The sequence below is a fragment of the Rhodococcus sp. B7740 genome (assembly GCF_000954115.1).
Classification (GTDB): Bacteria; Actinomycetota; Actinomycetes; order Mycobacteriales; family Mycobacteriaceae; genus Rhodococcoides.
The window spans coordinates 4098266-4114015 of record NZ_CP010797.1 but is presented as its reverse complement, the minus strand read 5'-3'; the positions used below and the strand labels follow the sequence as shown (position 1 = coordinate 4114015).

Below are 15750 nucleotides of genomic sequence, written 5' to 3'. Positions count from 1 at the left end.
GTCAGTCCTCTGCGCGCCGCGCGGTGGTGCCGTACGACCGTCGCACCACCTCGTCGAGGGTCGCCGCCAACTGCGCGTCGGTCATGGCGCGTGGCGTCGCCACTGCGCCGGCGGACAGATACACCCCGCACAGCCATTCGAGCAGTTCGATGTTCGACAGTGCGGCCGCGAGATCGTGACCGGTGGCCACCGATCCGTGATGGGCCATGATCACCGCCGACCTCGAGCGCATCGCGGTCACCACCAGGTCGGCGAGCTCGGCCGTACCGAACGGCGCGAACGGCACCACCGGAACCCTGCCGCCGAGGGACAGCTGCGCGTAGTGAACGGGCGGCAGTTCGTCCGCGACGAGCGACAGTGCAACGGCCGCCGAGGAATGCGCATGCACGACGGCACGAACCTCGGACGACGCGTAGATGCCGAGGTGCAGACCCAGTTCCGAGGTCGGTTCACCTGGTCCTGCGCGGACGATTCCGTCCGTACCGACGAGTGTGACGTCCTCGATCGTCGCGTCCGCCAACACCAGCCCGGTCGCCGTCACCGCCACCACATCACCCGCGCGTGCGCTGACGTTGCCTGCGGTGCCGAGAACCAGGCCCTTGCGGCCCAGTTGCCGGGCGGTCTCGGCGACGGACTGCCGTAGCTCCTCCACGTCGACCGACATCAGACGGTCCGGCAGGTGCGTGCGAACGTCCGAACGTACTCGAGGTCGTAGGTGCCGAAATCGGTACCGAGTCCCTGCGCAACCTGAGCCGCGGTCGCATTGCCGAGTTCGGCTGCCTCGACGACGTTCATGCTCAGGGACAGGCCGCGAACGAACCCGGCCGAGAACGCATCTCCGCATCCGCTGGTGTCCACCACGTCCACGGAGAACGCGGGGACCTCGACGACACTGTCGGTCGTGACGACGAGAGTGGGCGACGCGCCCGCGGTGGCCACCACGCAGGACGCTCCGAGCTCGAGCAGTCGACGACACCCGTCCTCGACAGTGGCGCAGCCGGTCCAGCCGAGGACCTGCTCGTCGTTGGGCAACAGGTAGTCCACATGGGGCAGCGCGGCCGCGAACGCACCGAGCCCTTCCGGAACGGACGGGGCCAGGCTGTCCACGGTGACGACGACACCGTCCTCGTGGGCGCGGCGTGCGATGTCGCACGCGGTGTCCGGTCCGTAGAACTCGGGCCCCCCGAGATGCAGGAAGTCGACGTTGTGAAACATGTTCCACGGAACATGCTGAGCCAGATAGCCGTTGGCTCCGATCACGTGCAGAGCCGGCCGGGATCCGTCCGGCCTGATCGGCAGTACCGATGCCGAGGTCTGGACCCCGTCCATGCGGTGAACGAGGGAGACGTCCACTCCGTCGTCGATGAGGAGCTGCAGTAGGAACGTGCCTGCCGAATCACCACCGACCACTCCCGCGGTGTGTACCGCGGCACCCAGTCGGGACAGCACCAGTGCCGTTCCCGCGGCCGTACCCGCGGCCGACATCGCGATCTGCTCCGCCAGGACCGCCGCCTGACCGTCGGGAATCTCGGACACCGGCCGCACCAGAGTGTCGAGTATGTGCACCCCCAGGGTGAGGACCTCCGCCGGTGCTCTCATCGGATCGTCGCAGTTCGCTCGGAGAGGATCAGCGCCTCGAGGTTGCACATCGAGACGTCGAATCGTGCGGACATCCCGGCGGTCGCGATGGGCCGCACCACACGCCCCATCCAGCTCGGTGCAACATCGAACCAGAATTCGAAGGTCATCGCGGTGGAGGTACCGCCGGCGAGCGGCGCGAAGCGAAAAACGTTCGCCACGTTGACGAGTGGCGCGAAACCCTGACCCGAATCGATTCGCAGTCGGTTCGGTTCCAGCTCCCGGACGGTCCATGTGGCGTGAGTGGTGAAGCGGCCGAGCGTCGCCACCTCCTCCGTGTACACACCACCTGTGCGTGCGGTGCCATGATGAGCGATGACCGACCGGACGTCGGTGACCCACTCTGCGTACCGACCGGTGTCGGCGGTCAATGCCCACACTTCCTCGGGGCTCACCGAGAGGGTGCGATGGGCCGAGACTACGAAGCGTTGTTCCACGAGAGTTCTCCTTCGGTCGAAAGTATTGCTGCTGCCGCGTTTTCACCCGATCGCACAGCCCCGTCCATGTACCCGTTCCAGTAGTCGGAGTGTTCGGCTCCTGCCCACTGCACTCGGCCGAACGCAGTGTCTCGCCACCGGCCGAGTTCGGTCAGCACTCCGGGGGCAAGAACGGCGGTGGGCCCGCCGCGGGTCCAGTGCTCGCGAGTCCAATCGAGCTCGATCCATTCCGTCGGTTCGAGCGCGCGCGGCCCGACGGCGGAAGCGAAGGCGCGCAGCACCTCGCCGCGTCGTTCGGCGTCGGTACCGTCCGACCAGTTCCGGCCGCCGCGGTGGCGTGCACCCCAGGTGCCGACGAATCCCATCAGCACTCCTTGGCTTCCGTCGGGTGGTGAGTTGTCGAACATCGAGGACACCGGTACGTCGCTGTCGCGAAAGAGCGCCTGGCCGGAGAGCCCGCTCGCGCGCCAGAACGGTTCGGGGTACACGGCCTCGCACTTGGCCAGGCCGCCGAAGTTCATTCGCTGGAACAACGCCTCCTGGGGTGCGGGAAGCGCAGGGCTCCAATCGATTCGGGTGGCCAGAACGGGCGGAATCGCGACGACCGCCGATCGAGCGATCCATGATTCGGTGTCGCTGCACACCACCACGCGATCCGGATACTGATCCACACGTCGAACCGGGGTGTCGAGCCGGACGGCGTCACCGAGCTGCTTCGCAATTTCGATGCAGATCGCCTGTGAGCCACCGAGGAATCTCCACTGTTGTGCTCCACCGGCGACACTCATCAACCGATCGACGGTGCCGGGGGTGTACTCGTTTCCCGCCCCGGCTACGTACGCCAGGCCGAAGAGCGCCGATGCGTCGGCGGACGTGCCACCGAACACCGAACCGAGCAGGATGTCGAGCAGTTCCACCCCACCGGCGGTGGCCGAGTGCCTCCGGGCCCAGGTGGCGAGAGTCTGGGTGTCCCACTCGCGTGCTCGGGGTGCCGACCACGGTCGGTCGACGGGAATCTGCTTGGCAGCCCGATCGATTCGCGCCACGAGCACACCGACATCGGGTAGTGCCGCCAGATCCGGCGGCACCCCGCCGTCGAAGCGTCGAGCGCTTCCGTTCTTGACGTACATGCTCGATCCGGTGTCGTACGCGGGGAACGTCCCGACGCCCACCGATGCGGCCAGGCGGAGGATATGGTCCTGCGTCGGACCCACGAACTGCCCGCCGGTCTCGACGACCGAGTTCTCACCGAGTGCGTGGTTGACCGTGCGCCCACCCACCCGGTTCCTGGCCTCGAGGACCTGCACGGTCAATCCTGCGGCCGTCAGTTCCCTGGCGGCGGTCAGACCCGCGAGTCCTGCGCCGACGACCACTACGTCCACGTGCGGGGCCTGCGACATCTCGGTCATGGGTGCTCCTTTCCGGGCTGTTCGATGTAGCGGCGACAGTAACCCAATATTGGCCATCCGGCCAGGATTGACGAAAAGCGCCTGCTGGAGAGCACAGCGATGGAGGTGGAAGACAGCACTCCGACTAACGTTGCAGCCATGACCGAAGAGCGCCGGAAGACTCGATACGCGCGCGGCCAAGAGCGCCGCGACGCGCTGGTCGACGCGGCCATCGGCGTGATCGGAACACGCGGACTCGAACGCGTCTCGTTTCGGTCCGTGGCCGAAACCGCCGGCTTCCCGCCGTCGACCACCAGCTATTTCTTCGGCTCGGTCGGCGAACTCATCGATGCCGCAATCACTCGTATCGCCGAGAACGTGACGGCGAAGGTCACGGCTCTACTGGACGTCGCGAACGCAGGCGGGCTCACTCGCGACGATCTGGCCGACGCGATCATGGACCTCGTCTCGCTGCTGTCCTCCCCCGAGGACGACGACTCCCTCGTCCAGTTCGAGGCGTACCTCGCCGTGCGCAGACGGCCCGAGCTGGCGGATTCGGTGCACCGAATCATGCGGATGATCGAGGAGGCGGCCGAAGCGGCGTTGGGGGCATTCGGGATCACCGAACCACACCTAGCGGCTCGACATTTCCTGGCCCTGATCGACGGCTACACCCTGCACGAGATCGCAAGGCCGACACCGGGTGGCAATCGGGCCGAACTGAAGGATGCCCTGTTGCGCGTGCTCGACTCGTACGCGCCGCGAGGTTGAGCCCGGATACCGCTAGTCGACACCTACGAGAAGCGGCACGATGCTGCGGTGCGCGAACGCGAGCAGCTCGTCGTAGGTATCGAGCGGGGCGGCGGCCGAGGGTGTCAGTAGGATCGAATGGACCACGCGCACAACAATTTCCGGTGCGTCCGGCACGGCGAAGGTGTCCGATTCCAGTTCACCCCTGGTGATGTGTGTGGCAGCGTTGATCGCGGTCACGAGCAGTGCCGATGCGTTGGTGGTCAATTGCTCGAGCACCAACGAGCTCTCGGAGTCGAACATCTTCAAGAGCACAGGGTTCGTTCGCACCGAGTCGATGGTCGTGGCGAATCCGTGTGCCGCCCGATCCGCACGTGACCTCTGTTCGGCAGCCGCAGCTGCCACCGCCGCGAACAGCCGCGACGACTCCCGCGCCATGACGGCCCGAACGAGTTCGTCCTTCGATCCGATACGGCGATAGACGGTCACGCGATTGATCTTGGCGCGCTTCGCGACGTCGCCGATGGTGGTTCGAGGAATTCCGACCTCACCGAACAGTTCCAAGGCGGCATCGAGAATCGGCCCGTCGTCCCCATCTGGATGCATCGCTCGATCCTATCGGCCGTCCACCGTCCATTCTGTGCAACATTGCAACATAATATGTTGCTATGTAGCATCGCTCACAGCAGCGGCACGATCTCGAAGAAACGGAGTTTCGAATGTCTCGGAACAAGGCGGGCGACTCGGACGAGCAGTACACGGACGAGTCCTACGCGATAGTGGCGCGCGCGGTGACATTCGACTGGTCCGGAGTTCCACTCCAGTACATCCCCCACGAGTGGTACGCCACCCACTTCTGGAACGTCATGCACCTGGTTCTGCCCGAGGGAGAACGAGCGATGGCGGACGTGTTCGCCCGCGCGCTGCCGTACATCGACGACCGCAGACTGCACGAGGAAGTCGTGGGATTCGTCGGCCAGGAAGCCACACACGCGTCCTCCCACGAAAGCTTCCGCACCTACCTCGTCGCGCACGGAGTGGACATCGAACCGATTCTGCAGCGCATCCGCTTCGCCGTGGGTGTGGTGTTCGGCGATCACGGCCTCACCGGCCGCGCAGGCAAAGCATGGCTGAACGAGCGCCTCGGAATCTATGCAGCAGCAGAGCATTTCACCGCAGTAGTAGGCGAGTGGCTGCTCGACAATGCCGAATTCGACCGCATCGGCGTCGACCCGACGATGCTGGATCTGCTGCGTTGGCACGGAGCGGAAGAACTCGAACACCGCAATGTCGCATTCGATGCGTTCCAGTACGTCGACGGTGGCGCATTCCGCCGCGCACGAACCGCGGTGATCGCCAGCGCTGGGTTGGCCGTGTTGTGGTTCAGTACCGCCGCGTACCTGTACCGGAATTCGGTCGCCACGCCACGAACCGGTACGCGGCGGCTGCGCGCCCCGTGGCCGATCGCGTTCGCACGAGCCTCACGCAAGCACCTGATACCGGGCCTGTCGTTCTTGTTCGTGCAGCTCGCCCTGTACATCCGTCCCGGCTTCCACCCCTCGAAGATGGGCGACATCGACAAGGCCGTGCAGTACCTGGCAGTTTCCCCCGCGGCGCTGGCGGCCCAGCAGTGACGACCACAGTGCCTCCGGTGCACAGCCATCTCGGCGAGATCACCGTGACGGCACCGGGACGGGGACTTCGCGCCATCGGTGCCGCGTCCCGTTTCTACGCCAGGCTCGTCACCGATTCGCCGATCGTGACGGCCCTGTCTCCGGCGCGGCCCCGACGAAGCGTCGGATACGAATTCGAGACCGTCGTCGACGATACGATCGACGAGGCCGAGGACGTTCGCTCGCTGCTGCTCTCGCGCAGGGACGGTGCACCACTACCGACATGGCAACCCGGAGCGCACATCGACGTCACCACTCCGTCCGGTTCGGTGCGGCAGTACTCACTCGCCGGTCGACCCGGGTCAGGTGATCACTACCGCATCAGCGTCCGCAAGATCCCCGGCGGTAGAGCGTCCACCGAGATCCACGCGCTCTCCCGCGGCGCTGTCCTGCGAGTTCGAGGTCCCCGCAATGCCTTTCCGATGGCGGAGGCCGAGCATTACCTCTTCGTGGCCGCCGGAATCGGCATCACCCCCATCCGGGCGATGATCGAACGCGCCGTCCGGGACGGGGCGCGGTGGACGCTGTACTACCACGGTCGCTCTCGGGCGAGTCTGCCGTTCGTTGCCCTGCTGCAGCAGTTGGCACTGACCTCGCGCGGGCATGTGATCGTCAAAACCGATGATGTCGACGGATTTCCGGTTCCGGAGGACATCGTCGATCTCGGGATGGGCAACTCCGCGATGTACGTCTGCGGGCCCGCGGCGCTGTCGGGCAGACTCCGCGACGAGTCCCTCGCCAGTACGGCCGTTCGTGAATTCCACACCGAGTTGTTCGCGCCTGCAGCGGTGGTCGACGGCATGCCGTTCGTGCTGAAGCTCGATCGCTCGGGAGACACCATCGAGGTCGGTGCGCAGGAGACCGCTCTCGACGCACTCCGCCGGTCCAGGCCGGATCAGCCGTTCTCGTGTCGGCAAGGCTTCTGCGGAGCGTGCGTCGTCGGTCTCGTCGCCGGACGCGTCGAGCACCGAGATCGCGTCCTGAGCCCGTCCGAACGCGAGAACTCACTCACCCTGTGTGTCTCGCGCGCTGCCGTCGACGGCGAAGCTCTCGTCCTCGATCTGTAGAAGGAGCCCATACCCTCATGCCTGCAACACCATTCGACAGGGCCACGCCCGTACCGCACACCGACGTCGCGATCATCGGCGCGGGCTTCGGTGGCCTCGGGGCCGCGATCAGGCTCGAGCAGGAAGGCCGCAGCGACTTTCTGATCTTCGAGCGCGATACGGCGGTCGGTGGAACGTGGCACGTGAACACCTATCCCGGTGCGCAGTGCGATATTCCGTCGGCGCTGTATTCGTTCTCGTTCGCACCCAACCCCGACTGGACGCGGCTCTACCCGCTTCAGCCCGAGATCGAGGCGTATCTCAACGATTGCACCGATCGTTTCGGTATCCGCGATCGCATCCGTTTCAGGCACGAGGTACTGGACGCGACGTGGAACGACGAACAGGCCCAGTGGGTGGTGCGGACGAGCGAGGGAACATGGTCTGCGCGCATCCTCATCGGAGCACTCGGCCCGTTCAGTGAACCGGCAACTCCCGACATCGAAGGACTGGAATCGTTCTCGGGCACCGTGTTCCACTCGGCGAAGTGGGACCATCAGCACTCCGCCCAGGGCCGACGCCTCGCCGTCATCGGCACCGGAGCATCCGCGGTGCAGTTCGTTCCGCGTCTGGCCCCCGAGGCCGCGCACCTGACACTGTTCCAGCGGACACCGACGTGGATCCTTCCGCATCCCGACCGGCCGATCTCCGAATCCGGCAGGTCCCTGCTCAGGAAGTTCCCCCGGGCCCAGCGAGCGATGCGCCGCACGTTCGATCTGTTCCAGGAAGCGTTGGTTCCCGGACTCATCGGCCATCGATCGTTGCTCGCACCGCTCACGGCATTGGGGCGCGCACATCTCCGTCGTCAGGTGAAGGACCCTGTACTTCGCGAGAAGCTCACACCTGGTTACGAATTCGGTTGCAAGCGAACGACGTTCTCGAACAAGTTCTACCCCGCCCTGTGCCGAGAGAACGTCACCGTCGAAACCACGAGCATCGCGCGGATCGTGCCCGAGGGCATCGTCACCACCGACGGGACCGTGCACCAGGTCGATGCCATCGTCCTCGGGACGGGATTCACCGTGTCCGGCCACACCGGCTTCCGGCGGATCGTCGGTCGTGACGGAAAGTCGTTGGCGGACCACTGGCCCGACGGGGAAATGTCGTCGTACCGGGGCACCACGGTGCACGGCTTCCCGAATTTCTTCATGCTGCTCGGCCCCAACTCGGTGGTGTACACCTCCCAGGTGGTCACCATCGAGGCTCAGGTGAACTACATCCTTGCGGCACTGCGCGCGATGGACGACAACGCACTGGCGGCCCTCGAGGTCAGCATGCGGGCACAGATCGAATTCGCGGATCACACCGACGAGCGACTCGCGGGATCGGTGTGGAACTCGGGAGGATGCAGCAGCTACTACCTGAGCCCGTCCGGACGCAACGTGACGTACTGGCCCGGTTCGGTACGCAACTTCACCCGGCGTATGTCCACCATCGAACTGCGTCATTATCACTGCCGCAGCGCGCTTTCCGAGGTAGATCCGATGCTCGCGACCAGCAAGGAGCTCGCATGAGCGGCACCATCGAACTCGCGGGAAAGGTGGCACTGGTCACCGGCGGAGCCCGTGGAATCGGAGCCGCGACGGTCGAGAGATTGCGCGCGGCGGGAGCGTCTGTCGCGGTGGTGGATCGAGATTTTCCCGCGGATCCGACCGGTACGGAAAGGACACTTCTGCTCGTCGGTGACGTCACCGATCCGGCAGCGATGGCGGACTGCGTCGCGGCAACGATCGACAGGTTCGGCCGCCTCGACATCGTGATCGCCAATGCCGGGATCACCCCGCCGCCGGCCACCATCAGGTCGATCGACCGCGCCGTCTTCGACTCTGTGATGGCGGTGAACTTCGGCGGCGTCCTCAACATCGTGCGGGCCGCCGCCGACGAGATCGTCGCGAGCGGCGGACACATACTGCTCGTATCGTCCTGCGCTGCATTCACTCCCGGGATGGGTGGGTCCGCGTACATGGTGAGCAAGGCGGCCGTGGAACAGCTGGGCCGCGCTCTGCGCATCGAACTTGCTGCCGTCGGCGCATCGGCCGGTCTCGCGTACTTCGGAGTGGTGGACACCGATCTGGCACGGCACACCCTCGACGACGATCCGATCGGTCGGCGAATCGGAGGATTTCTTCCGTGGCCGCTGAGCCGACGCCTGCCGTCTCAGCGAGCCGCCGAGTTGCTCGTACACGCGGTCCGGACCCGTCGGGCACGATTGATCGCCCCTGCCGTGTGGACTCCGTACTTCTGGTTCCGGGGAATGCTCAACCCGATTCTGGAACGCAGGCTCGTCCGGGACCGTCGGGTTGCGCAGATCATCCGGGATCTGGAGGAGACACACGCACGGTGACGTTCCGTAGCCGCGTGGGCTATGCGCTCTCACCGTCCACGCTGGGAACGTCACTCATCGGCGGGAGCGGCCGGGCGCACAGGTCACGCGCATCGGCGTCGGACATTCCCAGCGCGAGCAGCACGCTGTACGCCATTCGATCCACGGCCTCGTTGTCGTCACGATCAGGTTGCTCGAGCAGTAGCTGGCCCAGACCGAGCAATGCGCCTGCCACCAGAGCCAAGGACAGCTGTATGTCCTCGACCCGGAAGTACCCCGCATCGACTCCGGCGACGATGTCCCTCGCCGCACGTGGACCGAGACCGTGCTGCGAGGTGATCAACTCGGGACCGGAGTGGATGAGCACGCGGCTGAGTTCTGGTTGCAGGCGAAAGAGTCGGCCGGAGATTCGAAACGATCGAGTGAACGCCTCGGCGGGGTCGGCGTCGACGTCGGTCAGCGAATCGAGGTAGCCGCCCAGCAACTCCAGGGCACCGTCGACCGCCGACTGGAACAGCTGCTCTCGACTGACGAAGTGGTTGTAGAACGACCCCATACCCACGTCGGCGGCCTGGGTGATCTCTGCGATCGGCGCGTTCAGTTCGCCGCGGGCGATGAAGCCCTGCGCCGCTTCGATCAACGCTCCACGCGTGCGGGCCTTGCGGCGCTCGAGTCGATTCGGGGTTTCGGTCATGGTCCCTACTTCTGTCTGCGCTGGTCGACGGCCTGACTCTTCCTCATGGCTGACGATTCTGTCAATACTATTGACTGACGGCACTGTCATAGGTGACGATATTGTCACCAACGAGGGAGGCTCAATGGCACAGGACGTCGACGGCCACAAGGACATGCACGTGGACCAAGGCGCGCTCACCGGCGAGCACCCCGGTCGCGCGAAGGATCCCATCATCAAGGTTCGGGACATCGCGTGGCTGGAGTTTCGCAAGCCGGATCTGACCAAGGCCGAGGCGTTCGCCGTGGCCTTCGGTTTCACCGTCTCGCTTCGCACTCCGGAGGAGATCCATCTGCGAGGTACGCACGTCGGCGCACCGTGCGTGATCATCCGTCGCGGCAAGCGAACACGCTTCGTGGGCGCAGCCTTCGCCGCCGCAGACGATGCCGACCTGATGAGGCTGGCCGAGGCCACCGGGCAGCGCGTCCAACGACTACCCGACACACTCGGCGGTGTCGCCGTGAATCTCACCGACCCGGGTGGACAACCCGTCCAGGTGGTGTCCGGGTACACCGAGCATCCCGAGCTGCCCGGCCAGCCAGCGCACACCTACAACTTCGGCGACCCGCGCTACCGACTCAACGCGACGCAGCGGCCTCCGCGTCAGCCCGCCCGAGTCCAACGTCTGGGACACGTGGTGCTCCAGCGCACCGGCTACCTCGAGAACCTGAACTGGTACCTGCATCATCTCGGACTGATCGTCAGCGACTTCCTCTACTACGACGGCCAGCGTGATCGAGGTCCGGTGATGAGCTTCATCCGCTGCGATCGTGGCAACACTCCGGCCGATCATCACACTCTCGCAATGACTCTCGGTCCGTCCAACCGGTACGTACACTCGGCCTACCAGGTGTCGGATCTCGATGCCATCGCCGCGGGCGGGGAGTACCTGACCCAGCGCGGGTACCGGCATTCGTGGGGTATCGGCAGGCACATCCAGGGCAGCCAGATCTTCGACTACTGGCGGGATCCCGACGGTTTCCTGGTGGAACATTTCAGCGACGGCGATATGTTCGACAGCTCCCTCGAGCCCGGCTGGGCACCGATGACCGCATCCGGCCTGGCTCAGTGGGGTCCGCCTGCGTCCAAGGACTTCCTCGGGATCGCGCCGAGCAAAGCGTCTCTGCACGAGCTCAAATCGATCATCTCCTCGCTACGCACCGACAACGAATTCGACACCGAACGCCTTCGCGGCCTGATGAAAGTGGCTTCCTCATGAGCATCGCTGTACTGCGCACCGCCGACGCCTGGTGGGTGGAGACCCCGGCCGGCGCGTCCCGAATCGACACCTCGGCCACCACCACCGCCGAGCTACTCGCCGATCGAGCGGCCATCGAGTCGGCGCGCGACTCCACCGATGTCGTTGCCGTGGAGACGTTGTCGCCGATCTCGCCGGTCACCGCGCCCTGCCGAATCATGGCGAACATGACGAACTTCGTCTCGCATGTGAAGGACTCGGGAATGAACCCCGAGACGGTGCCGCTGACGTTCTTCCGCAAGACCTCGGGCTCGATCAGTGGACCCACCGACGACGTGATCAAGCCCGCGCACGTCAAGCTGCTGGACTACGAGATCGAGATCGGCTTGGTCTTCGGCAAGACCCTCACCGTCGGCACCAAGATCGACGCGTCCAACGTGGCCGAGTACGTGGCCGGGCTCGTGATCACCAACGACGTCTCGGCGCGCGATGTCCAGTTGCCCAAAACTCAGTTCTACGAGGGCAAGTCGTACCCCACCTTCACGCCGGTCGGGCCGCGCCTCGTACTGCTCGAGGCCGGCGAGTTCGACCGGTTCGGAGACCTCGCATTGACCTTGCGCGTCAACGGCTCGGTCCGACAGGACAGTACGGTCGCCGACATGATCTACCGTCCGGTCGAATCACTGAAGGCGCTGAGCAAGTTTCAGCGGATCGATCCGGGCGATCTACTACTCACCGGTACGCCGGGGGGCACCGCACTGAAGGCCCCCGCCAAGCCGATCGAAATGATCGGATCGCTGGTTCCGCCGTCGGTCAAGTGGAAGGTCTTCTTCAAGAAGCAGGCCAAGAATCCGGCGTTTCTGAAGGACGGTGACGTGCTCGAACTGACGTGCTCCACTCCCGACGGAGCCCTCGATCTGGGAGTCCAGCGCACCCGGGTCTCCTACCGATGACCGAAAACACGTCCGACGGTCGCCACTTTCCCGTGGTGATCGTCGGCGCCGGTCCGACGGGCATGACCGCTGCGTTGCTGCTGGGTCGGTACGGCGTGCCCTGCCTCGTGTTGGACAGGTGGGAGGACGTCTACCCACAGCCTCGCGCGGTCCATCTCGACGACGAGGTGTTCCGCATTCTCGGCGATATCGGCCTGGCCGAGGACTTCGCGGGAATCTCGCGCCCCGGTCGCGGACTGCGATTGTGCGACAAACAGATCCGCACGCTTGCCGAGTTCGAGCGGGATCCCGACGATCGACCGCACGGGTATCCGCAGGCCAACATGTTCGATCAGCCCGATCTCGAACAGCTGATGCGCAAACACATCTCACAATTCGAGTGCGTGGAGATGCGCGGCAATTGCGAGATCACCGACGTCCAGAATCTGAAGAATTCGGTGCGGGTCCGGTACGACTCGACCGTGGACGGGACCCCACACTGGGTTACCGCCGACTACGTACTCGGCTGCGACGGGGCCAACAGCATCGTTCGAGCCTCCATCGGTTCGAAGATGCACGATCTCGGCTTCGCACAGCGATGGTTGGTGGTCGACATCGCCACCGATGCGGACCTCGATCAGTGGGACGGCGTGCACCAGGTGTGCGATTCCGAGCGATCGGCGACCTACATGCGCATCGGCCCGACCCGCTATCGCTGGGAATTCCGTCTGCACGACGACGAGACCATGGACGCCTTCACCGACCTGGCGTCGATCGGTCCACTGATCGCGCCGTGGCTGGAGTCTGTGGACGAGCCCGAGATGGAGCTGATTCGCTGCGCCGAGTACACCTTTCGGGCACAGGTGGCCGACCGGTGGCGTGATCGCCGGGTTTTCCTCCTGGGCGATTCCGCGCATCTGACGCCGCCCTTCATCGGGCAGGGGATGGGCGCTGGGCTCCGAGATGCGCGCAACCTGGTCTGGAAGATCGTCGGCGTGCTCGACGGGCATCTGAAGGAAACCTCGCTCGACAGCTACGAGACGGAACGAAAGACGCACGCCAAGCAGATGATCGAGTTGGCGGTCGCGATCGGATGGGCCATGACCGGCGGCAGCCGGCTCACCGGCATCATGCGCACGAACATCGCACCCGCTCTGGGGTATCTGCCGTTCATCGGCGCAAAGGTCACCGCCAGCACCACGCCGTCACTCGGCCGATCGCAGTACGTGTTGCGTCCGCCCGTGCCGGTTCGCACTCTGGCCGGAAAGCTCTGCCCCAACAGCACATTGGATAATGGAATGCGCCTGGACGACCTCGCGCCCGGCCAATTCCTGTTCGTCTCGTCGACACCCTTGTCCATCGGGCACCGTCGAGAGGTCGAACGTCGCGGAGCCGTCGTCGTCGAAGTGGCGGCGTCGTCGGATCTCGGGGCCTGGCTGCGCAGCGGGCTTGCTGTCGCCGCCATAGTCCGACCGGACCGCACCGTCATGGCGTCGGGCACCTCGGTACCTTCCCTGCACACCAAGGTACCGACCACCGCTTTTCGTCGGCAAAACTGCCCGGCACACGTTGCGACGAAGCCGAGGCCTACCCGCACAGCAACCAAGAGGCGTAGATGAACACTGCACTTGTCACCGGAGCGACGTCGGGAATCGGCGAGGCCGTCGCCGAAACTCTGATCGCCCGCGGCTATCACGTCATCGGCACCAGCCGTGACAGCTCGAAGGTGGCCGCCCCGATCCCGGGCGTCGACTACCGCGATCTGGACCTGACGGATCCGCAATCGATCCGTGCGTTCGTGGACGAACTCGGCGACTCCCCGATCGACGTGCTGATCAACAACGCAGGCGAAAGCCAGTGCGGTCCACTCGAAGAACTCCCCATCGAGGCGATCACTCGACTGTTTCAGCTCAACGTGTTCGGCGCGATCGAGTTGACCCAGGCCGTATTGCCGGCCATGCGTGAGCGCGGCCGCGGCAGAATCGTCAACATCGGCTCGATGCTCGCGAGCTTCCCCCTGGCCTACCGTTCCTCGTACGCCGCAACCAAGGCCGCGATCAAGGGCTTCAGCACGGCGGCACGGTTCGAGCTCGAACCGTACGGAATCGACATCACCACAGTCGAACCCGGCTCGATCGCCACCGGCCTGTCCGCCCGTCGCACCAAGTACTGCGGACCGCATTCGCCCTACCTACGCGATTTCACCACGGTGATCGCGAAGCTCGACGCCAAGGAGGCACAGGGCATCACGGCCGAGACGGTCGCGAAGACCGTGCTGAGAGCGGTCGAGGACAAGAAGACCCTCCCTATCTACGCCGTCGGCAGCAATGCGCCCGCAGTGTTTCTCGCCAAGCGGTTGTTACCACGCACCGTGCTCGAGAAGTTCACGGCCCGCGCATACGGATTGCCCGGCAAACGCCCGGTCGGCTAGCGAAGCAGTCCTGCGACGAACGGGATCGTGTCGGCCTGTGACTGGACGAGGGCTCCACTGTGGTCGGTGTTGTAGGCCCGGAACGTCACCGGCTGACCGTTGGCGGTCAGACGCGCGACGTAGGCCGCGGTGGTCGGAAACGGAACGTCGATGTCCTGCAGACCGTTTCCCATGAAGAAGGGCTTGTCGAATCCTGTTTCGGGCATCGCCATGTAATCGTCGAGCACGGCCGTGAAATTGGGCAGGCTCGTCAGTGGCGCGGTGAAGAAGTCGCCGATCGTCACACCGTCGAGTTGTTCCTCGAAGTCCGATACGCACTCCGTCTCGGCCAGGTCTGCGTACTTCTTTCCGAGCGGGGTCAGGATGTTGTCCAGTCCGAGCTCGGGATGCGCGTAGCGCAGTGATGCGCCGATGTACGCGACGTAGGCGGTCAGTCCCGACGGCAGCTCCACCGGCGGAACACCCGGTCCACCGATCGAGACCAATTTCTCGATGTACGCGGGAGTTCCGGTGCCGACCGCCCCTCGGTAGTCGAGCTCGGGGCCGCCGAATTCCGTTGCGTACCGCGCGGTGTAGATCGCTGCTCCGCCGCCCTGCGATTGGCCGACGGCCACCCAGGATCGCGACAGGGCCTCGCTGTGGTTGCGGCCCGCCTTGACCATGTCCACGACGTTGTGTGCCGTGGTTCGACCGTCGAGATACGTCGGCAAGCCGGGTGTTCCGAGGCCGGCATAGTCGCTGGCCACGATGGCGTAACCCTGCGCGAGCCAGTTTCCCAGGTACGGCAGATCGCGCTCGGCGTACGCCGGACCGATCATCGACGGCGCACACGAATCCCCGAGACCGGATGTGCCGTGGGCCCACGAGATTACCGGCCAACCACCCGCGGGCGGCGTGCCGGGCGGCAGGAAGACGGTGCCGGTGCTCAGCGCTTTCTCGCCGAACGTGTCGGTGGTGACGTAGGTGAGCACTTCGGCCGAGGCCGCGCCGGGAACCCACAGTTCCTGCGGCAGATCACGAGTGGAGACGACGTCGCCGATCTCCTGAGTGATCGCCGGTGCGGCGGAAGCAGGTGCGGCCAGCAGCGCCGTCACCATGCTCGACGCGACAGTCGCGGCAACTGCGAGAGCACCTATCCGAC

General features: G+C 65.2%; 16 protein-coding genes. 9 read left to right on the top strand and 7 right to left on the bottom strand.

Translation table 11 applies throughout. The features are described 5' to 3' along the window. Position 1: 1 nt before the first annotated feature. From NY08_RS19100 to NY08_RS19085, 4 genes are read right to left on the bottom strand one after another with little or no spacing between them, the layout of a single operon-like run. The gene (locus NY08_RS19100) at positions 2-664 is read right to left on the bottom strand and encodes a class II aldolase/adducin family protein (protein ID WP_045198111.1); all 663 of its coding nucleotides are present in this window, start codon (positions 662-664) and stop codon (positions 2-4) included. Then, the gene (locus NY08_RS19095; protein WP_045198109.1) at positions 664-1599 is read right to left on the bottom strand and encodes a carbohydrate kinase family protein; all 936 of its coding nucleotides are present in this window, start codon (positions 1597-1599) and stop codon (positions 664-666) included. The genes NY08_RS19100 and NY08_RS19095 overlap by 1 nt, the downstream gene beginning before the upstream one ends. Then, positions 1596-2075 (bottom strand): SRPBCC family protein, encoded by a 480-nt coding sequence (locus NY08_RS19090; protein WP_032395463.1) that lies wholly within the window; start codon positions 2073-2075, stop codon positions 1596-1598. The genes NY08_RS19095 and NY08_RS19090 overlap by 4 nt, the downstream gene beginning before the upstream one ends. Continuing rightward, positions 2057-3484 (bottom strand): flavin monoamine oxidase family protein, encoded by a 1428-nt coding sequence (locus NY08_RS19085; protein ID WP_144407399.1) that lies wholly within the window; start codon positions 3482-3484, stop codon positions 2057-2059. Before NY08_RS19085 ends, NY08_RS19090 begins: the two co-directional genes overlap by 19 nt. Before the next feature lie 138 nt (positions 3485-3622). On the opposite strand from NY08_RS19085, the gene NY08_RS19080 reads away from it, so the two are divergent. Next, positions 3623-4234 carry a TetR/AcrR family transcriptional regulator gene (locus NY08_RS19080; protein WP_045198107.1) on the top strand — a complete coding sequence of 204 codons (612 nt, stop codon included), beginning with the start codon at positions 3623-3625 and terminating at the stop codon, positions 4232-4234. Positions 4235-4246: 12 nt separating this feature from the next. On the opposite strand, the gene NY08_RS19075 is transcribed toward NY08_RS19080, so the two are convergent. Next, entirely contained in the window at positions 4247-4819 is a 573-nt protein-coding gene (locus NY08_RS19075; RefSeq protein WP_045198105.1) for a TetR/AcrR family transcriptional regulator, read from the bottom strand. 113 nt (positions 4820-4932) lie between these two features. On the opposite strand from NY08_RS19075, the gene NY08_RS19070 reads away from it, so the two are divergent. Genes NY08_RS19070 through NY08_RS19055 form a run of 4 tightly spaced genes read left to right on the top strand, consistent with a single transcriptional unit; the run spans position 4933 to position 9336 of the window. Continuing rightward, positions 4933-5847: a metal-dependent hydrolase gene (locus tag NY08_RS19070; RefSeq protein ID WP_032395475.1), complete on the top strand. Its 915-nt coding sequence runs from the start codon at positions 4933-4935 to the stop codon at positions 5845-5847. A 17-nt stretch (positions 5848-5864) separates the two neighbouring features. Further along, a complete protein-coding gene (locus NY08_RS19065; protein WP_052683875.1) occupies positions 5865-6953 on the top strand; it encodes a PDR/VanB family oxidoreductase in 1089 nt (362 codons plus the stop codon). Between the two features lie 17 nt (positions 6954-6970). Next, positions 6971-8506: a flavin-containing monooxygenase gene (locus NY08_RS19060; protein WP_045198101.1), complete on the top strand. Its 1536-nt coding sequence runs from the start codon at positions 6971-6973 to the stop codon at positions 8504-8506. Further along, positions 8503-9336: an SDR family NAD(P)-dependent oxidoreductase gene (locus NY08_RS19055; protein WP_045198099.1), complete on the top strand. Its 834-nt coding sequence runs from the start codon at positions 8503-8505 to the stop codon at positions 9334-9336. Before NY08_RS19060 ends, NY08_RS19055 begins: the two co-directional genes overlap by 4 nt. A gap of 19 nt (positions 9337-9355) precedes the next feature. Here the strand turns inward: NY08_RS19055 and NY08_RS19050 are convergent, their stop codons facing one another. After that, on the bottom strand, positions 9356-10009 hold the full coding sequence (locus tag NY08_RS19050) for a TetR/AcrR family transcriptional regulator (protein WP_032395478.1): 654 nt from the start codon (positions 10007-10009) through the stop codon (positions 9356-9358). A 124-nt stretch (positions 10010-10133) separates the two neighbouring features. On the opposite strand from NY08_RS19050, the gene NY08_RS19045 reads away from it, so the two are divergent. From NY08_RS19045 to NY08_RS19030, 4 genes are read left to right on the top strand one after another with little or no spacing between them, the layout of a single operon-like run. Then, a complete protein-coding gene (locus NY08_RS19045) occupies positions 10134-11267 on the top strand; it encodes a VOC family protein (RefSeq protein WP_032395479.1) in 1134 nt (377 codons plus the stop codon). Continuing rightward, positions 11264-12199 (top strand): fumarylacetoacetate hydrolase family protein, encoded by a 936-nt coding sequence (locus tag NY08_RS19040; protein ID WP_045198097.1) that lies wholly within the window; start codon positions 11264-11266, stop codon positions 12197-12199. The genes NY08_RS19045 and NY08_RS19040 overlap by 4 nt, the downstream gene beginning before the upstream one ends. Next, entirely contained in the window at positions 12196-13797 is a 1602-nt protein-coding gene (gene mhpA, locus NY08_RS19035; RefSeq protein ID WP_082073881.1) for a bifunctional 3-(3-hydroxy-phenyl)propionate/3-hydroxycinnamic acid hydroxylase MhpA, read from the top strand. The genes NY08_RS19040 and mhpA overlap by 4 nt, the downstream gene beginning before the upstream one ends. Continuing rightward, the gene (locus NY08_RS19030; protein ID WP_045198095.1) at positions 13794-14609 is read left to right on the top strand and encodes an SDR family oxidoreductase; all 816 of its coding nucleotides are present in this window, start codon (positions 13794-13796) and stop codon (positions 14607-14609) included. The genes mhpA and NY08_RS19030 overlap by 4 nt, the downstream gene beginning before the upstream one ends. Here the strand turns inward: NY08_RS19030 and NY08_RS19025 are convergent. Then, positions 14606-15706 (bottom strand): alpha/beta hydrolase family protein, encoded by a 1101-nt coding sequence (locus NY08_RS19025; protein WP_144407478.1) that lies wholly within the window; start codon positions 15704-15706, stop codon positions 14606-14608. The genes NY08_RS19030 and NY08_RS19025 overlap by 4 nt on opposite strands. Positions 15707-15750 lie beyond the last annotated feature (44 nt).

What these genes read in the sequence shown, in the direction of transcription:
- NY08_RS19100 (WP_045198111.1), bottom strand. Translation starts at nt 664, where the DNA reads ATGTCGGTCGACGTGGAGGAGCTACGGCAGTCCGTCGCCGAGACCGCC.
- NY08_RS19095 (WP_045198109.1), bottom strand. Translation starts at nt 1,599, where the DNA reads ATGAGAGCACCGGCGGAGGTCCTCACCCTGGGGGTGCACATACTCGAC.
- NY08_RS19085 (WP_144407399.1), bottom strand. Translation starts at nt 3,484, where the DNA reads ATGACCGAGATGTCGCAGGCCCCGCACGTGGACGTAGTGGTCGTCGGC.
- NY08_RS19080 (WP_045198107.1), top strand. Translation starts at nt 3,623, where the DNA reads ATGACCGAAGAGCGCCGGAAGACTCGATACGCGCGCGGCCAAGAGCGC.
- NY08_RS19075 (WP_045198105.1), bottom strand. Translation starts at nt 4,819, where the DNA reads ATGCATCCAGATGGGGACGACGGGCCGATTCTCGATGCCGCCTTGGAA.
- NY08_RS19070 (WP_032395475.1), top strand. Translation starts at nt 4,933, where the DNA reads ATGTCTCGGAACAAGGCGGGCGACTCGGACGAGCAGTACACGGACGAG.
- NY08_RS19060 (WP_045198101.1), top strand. Translation starts at nt 6,971, where the DNA reads ATGCCTGCAACACCATTCGACAGGGCCACGCCCGTACCGCACACCGAC.
- NY08_RS19055 (WP_045198099.1), top strand. Translation starts at nt 8,503, where the DNA reads ATGAGCGGCACCATCGAACTCGCGGGAAAGGTGGCACTGGTCACCGGC.
- NY08_RS19050 (WP_032395478.1), bottom strand. Translation starts at nt 10,009, where the DNA reads ATGACCGAAACCCCGAATCGACTCGAGCGCCGCAAGGCCCGCACGCGT.
- NY08_RS19045 (WP_032395479.1), top strand. Translation starts at nt 10,134, where the DNA reads ATGGCACAGGACGTCGACGGCCACAAGGACATGCACGTGGACCAAGGC.
- NY08_RS19040 (WP_045198097.1), top strand. Translation starts at nt 11,264, where the DNA reads ATGAGCATCGCTGTACTGCGCACCGCCGACGCCTGGTGGGTGGAGACC.
- mhpA (WP_082073881.1), top strand. Translation starts at nt 12,196, where the DNA reads ATGACCGAAAACACGTCCGACGGTCGCCACTTTCCCGTGGTGATCGTC.
- NY08_RS19030 (WP_045198095.1), top strand. Translation starts at nt 13,794, where the DNA reads ATGAACACTGCACTTGTCACCGGAGCGACGTCGGGAATCGGCGAGGCC.
- NY08_RS19025 (WP_144407478.1), bottom strand. Translation starts at nt 15,706, where the DNA reads ATGGTGACGGCGCTGCTGGCCGCACCTGCTTCCGCCGCACCGGCGATC.